Consider the following 3,898-nt stretch of genomic DNA (forward strand, 5'->3'; position numbering starts at 1 on the left):
GCACCGCCGGTTCCTAGTAAAGAAGAAGAAACCACATGGCTTAAAAGCAGTATCGATAGCCTTCAGGGCGAGCTCGAGGGAATGAAAAAACGACTTTCTGAATTGGAAAGCTAAACAAATGGGCGGGGAAAAATCCCCGCCCGATTCTTTGTGGAAAATATGAAAATTGCAGTTGCAAGTGGCAAGGGTGGAACCGGAAAAACCACTGTTGCTACTAATATGGCTTATTGCCTTTGTAAAAGTGGAGCGAAAACGACGCTCCTCGATTGTGATACCGAGGAACCAAATGCGCATCTCTTCTTCGATCTGAAGAATATTGTTAATCAGGAAATCGGTATGCCTATACCAAAGCTCATTCCAGAAAAGTGCAACGGATGTTCAATATGTGGAGATGTCTGCCGTTTCAGCGCTATCATAAATATCGGTGAATTAACCATAATCCATCCAGGGATGTGTCATGGCTGTAGGGCGTGTTGGGAACTCTGTCCCACGGGCGCATTAGAACCATCTGAGCGCACTTTGGGAAAAGTAATACATGGCGAGAGTGAAGGGCTCTTTATCTCTTACGGCAAGCTCGACATAGGCGAGTTGTCGGGGAACCGACTTATACAAGCTGTTAAAGATAATTATCAACTCGATGCGATTAATATAATTGATGCGCCACCTGGAACATCTTGTTCAGTAGTAGAAACGCTTAGCGAAATTGATTTTCTACTCCTTGTAGCTGAACCCACACCTTTTGGACTCGCTAATTTAAATTCTATAGTCGAACTTGCTGATAAGATTAATATCCCGACCGGGATATTAATTAATCGTTCGACAGCGCAAGAGGACCCTCTCATCGAGGCATACGCCTCTAGAAAAGGCATTAAAATCCTTGGAAAGATTCCTCTCGATAGGAAAATCGCGGAATTATACTCTTCGGGAAAGTTATTCGCTAAATATTTAACCGAGTATCATGAGTTTTTTATAAACTTAAATAACAAAATCGTCTCGCAGGTCGAACTATGAAAAAAATCGTTATTACAGGCGGAAAAGGAGGTTGTGGTAAAACAACAGTCGCAGCCTCATTAGCATACCTTTCAAAAAACTGGGTTATCGCCGATTGCGATGTAGATTCCCCTAATCTAGGCATATTAGCACAACCAACTATCGAAGGTAAACACTCTTTCAAGGGGACAAGTTTTAAAATCGATTTAAACAGTTGCAAACAGTGTGGTCTTTGTAGGGATAAATGTGCTTATGGAGCAATCGACGAACATTATATAATAGATCCCATTTTATGCGAATCCTGCGGATATTGTAAAGTTCTTTGTAACTTTGGAGCAATCGACGAAACAGAGGTTGAAATTGGTTATTGGCGAGATGGATCAAGCAGATTCGGACCTTTTTTCGACGCTTACCTTTATCCGGGAGCAGAAAACTCCGGCAAACTGGTTACTCTTCTTCGTGAAAAAGCCGAAAAACGTGCCGAACAATCAGATGCCCATGGTGTTATAATCGATGGGCCTCCTGGGATTGGATGTCCGGTTATCGCCTCGATTACCGGCACAGATTTAGCCATCGCAGTGGCCGAACCGACGATTTCGGGTTTGCACGATGTTAGCCGCATAGTAGAATTGTCATCCACATTGAAATCTCCTGTCGGCTTGCTCATAAATAAGGCCGATATTTCATCGGTAAAAGAAGCCGAATTACGCACTTTCGCAAAAGATAATAATATAGAAATTTTGGGCGCACTTCCCTACGAACCCATGGCCAACAAGGCTCAATCAGCAATGAAAACTATGGTAGAATACGCTCCAGAGGGCGATTATGCTATCGAAATGGGGATTATCTGGAACAAAATTCTAGCCCTATTGGGAGAATGAATGACCCGTCCAAAAAAAATAAGGTTTATTCAGGAAATACCCGATTTTCATTATTTCAAACCCGCAGGATTACCTATGCGTGCGCTCAAAGAGATCTCGATTACATCGGACGAATTAGAGGCACTTCGCCTTGTTAATATTGAAGGGCTATATCAAGAACAAGCTGCAGAGGCAATGGGTATTTCGCGACAGACGCTCGGGAGAATCCTGTCAGGCGTGCAAACACGCTTGACGGAGGCCCTTATCGAGGGCAAAGCTATACGTATAGAAAGTGCGGACTATGCGATTCCCTCGGGAAAAGTTAAATTATCGGAACATCGAAGACGTAAAGGCCATCAATGGCGCTGGTAATTACTAACCAAAATGCTCGTAAAATTGCGGGCACAACCTGCTGAATTCCTTCTATAAAACTATGCTTGTAAGAAGATAATCTGTTGCGAATCGCGCTTGAATAAAACCTTCCTTGATTATTTCGCTTTAGGCTATATATTATCCTCCGTTGAAAAATAGGAGGCTTTTTTATGAATATAAAACCGAGATTATATAGAGGGATGCGCGACATACTTCCCGCAGACATGCTGATCCGCGAGGAGCTTCTAAACAAAGTGCGCAATACATTTCGTCTATGGGGTTTTGCGCCGCTTGCCACGCCTGCGATAGAATATAAAGAGATACTTGCCGGCAAATATGGCAATTCTGCTGATAGACTAATCTATAACATCGAGCACAAGGACGGCATCGCCCTGCGCTACGACCTCACAGTGCCGCTTGCGCGAGTCATTGCGATGAACCGTGGCGTGCTGGCAATGCCTTTCAAGCGCTACCAAATTCAGGAGGTTTGGCGCGCAGAACGCGCACAGCCGCGTCAGGGGCGTTTCCGCGAGTTCATCCAGTGCGATGTTGACATCGTCGGCACCGACTCACTCATCGCCGATGGCGAGGTGCTTGCGCTAAGCATCGATCTACTTCACAAACTGGGGTTCCCGAGTGCGGTGACGAGAATAAACCACCGCGCGATCCTTCGCGGCCTCATGGAGATCTGCGGTTTCAGCACCGAAGTTGAGATGGATGTATGCAGAATCATCGACAAACTCGATAAAATCGGAGAGGACGGCGTCCGTGGAGAGCTTGCGAATAGTGGCTTTTCGGCGGAAAATATCAATAGGCTCATGGCGATTATCCTGAAATCCGGCGAAACGATAGCTCTCATAGACGAGATCGAGAGCGAATTCGGTGCGAACGAACGCATTAAAAAAGGAATCGCTGAACTTCGCGAGGTAATGAAATTCGCCACCGATTTCGGTGTCGAGATGAAGTCCATCCGGTTCGACCTCGCCCTTTCGCGCGGTCTCGATTACTACACCGGCACGATTTACGAAAGCGTTGTCCCGGAGCTTCCGCACATAGGAAGCCTCACCGGCGGCGGCCGCTACGACGAGCTTATCGGCATTTTCTCCAAATCGGCTATATCGTCGGCTATCTCGGCGGTGGGCATTACAATAGGCATCGACCGCATCATCGCGGCCTTGCTATCTGCCGACAAAATCCAATCACGCAAGACCTCGACCGCGGTTCTCATCACCCTTTTCGACAAGGGATTAGCTTGCGAATCGATAAAACTCGCGCGAAGCCTTCGCGAGCGCGGCATCGCGTGTGAGGTTTATCTCGAGCCGAAAAAGCTTGGCGCGCAGTTCTCCTATGCCGACTCGCAGGGAATCCCGTTCGTGGTCATCCTCGGCGAGGACGAGCTTGCCCGGAGCGTCTATTCGCTTAAAGACCTACACACCGGCAATCAAACCGAGGTGGGCTTGCAGGAGTTGGTAGGGAAGCTGGAGGAAAATTAACCTCCTAGCTTTGCCGCCTCTTTTCCGTCGGTTTCAACCGACGGCAATGAAAAAAGGGCATTTCCACGGTTTGTTCCGCCTGCTCGGAGGTCTGGTTTAGGAGCGCGGCGAGGAAATTATCGTAAGCCGCCGTTGCCCAATCGCTTATTCTGATCGGGAGTTCGAGTAATTATGAAAAACATT

Annotated in this window: 4 protein-coding genes; all 4 read left to right on the forward strand. The window is 46.9% G+C overall.

What is annotated here, in order from left to right; genetic code table 11:
• The first annotated feature begins 159 nt into the window (after positions 1-159).
• The 4 genes from KAH81_05705 (at position 160) to hisS (ending at position 3,715) form a co-directional block, all read left to right on the forward strand.
• A complete protein-coding gene (locus KAH81_05705; protein MCK5833150.1) occupies positions 160-1,011 on the forward strand; it encodes an ATP-binding protein in 852 nt (283 codons plus the stop codon).
• Positions 1,008-1,871, forward strand: a complete 864-nt coding sequence (locus KAH81_05710) for a (4Fe-4S)-binding protein (protein MCK5833151.1) — start codon at positions 1,008-1,010, stop codon at positions 1,869-1,871. The genes KAH81_05705 and KAH81_05710 overlap by 4 nt, the downstream gene beginning before the upstream one ends.
• Positions 1,872-2,222: a DUF134 domain-containing protein gene (locus KAH81_05715; protein MCK5833152.1), complete on the forward strand. Its 351-nt coding sequence runs from the start codon at positions 1,872-1,874 to the stop codon at positions 2,220-2,222. It begins immediately after the preceding gene.
• A 170-nt stretch (positions 2,223-2,392) separates the two neighbouring features.
• The gene (hisS, locus tag KAH81_05720) at positions 2,393-3,715 is read left to right on the forward strand and encodes a histidine--tRNA ligase (GenBank protein MCK5833153.1); all 1,323 of its coding nucleotides are present in this window, start codon (positions 2,393-2,395) and stop codon (positions 3,713-3,715) included.
• Positions 3,716-3,898: the final 183 nt, after the last annotated feature.

This window comes from bacterium (assembly GCA_023145965.1).
Taxonomy (GTDB): Bacteria; UBP14; UBA6098; order UBA6098; family UBA6098; genus UBA6098.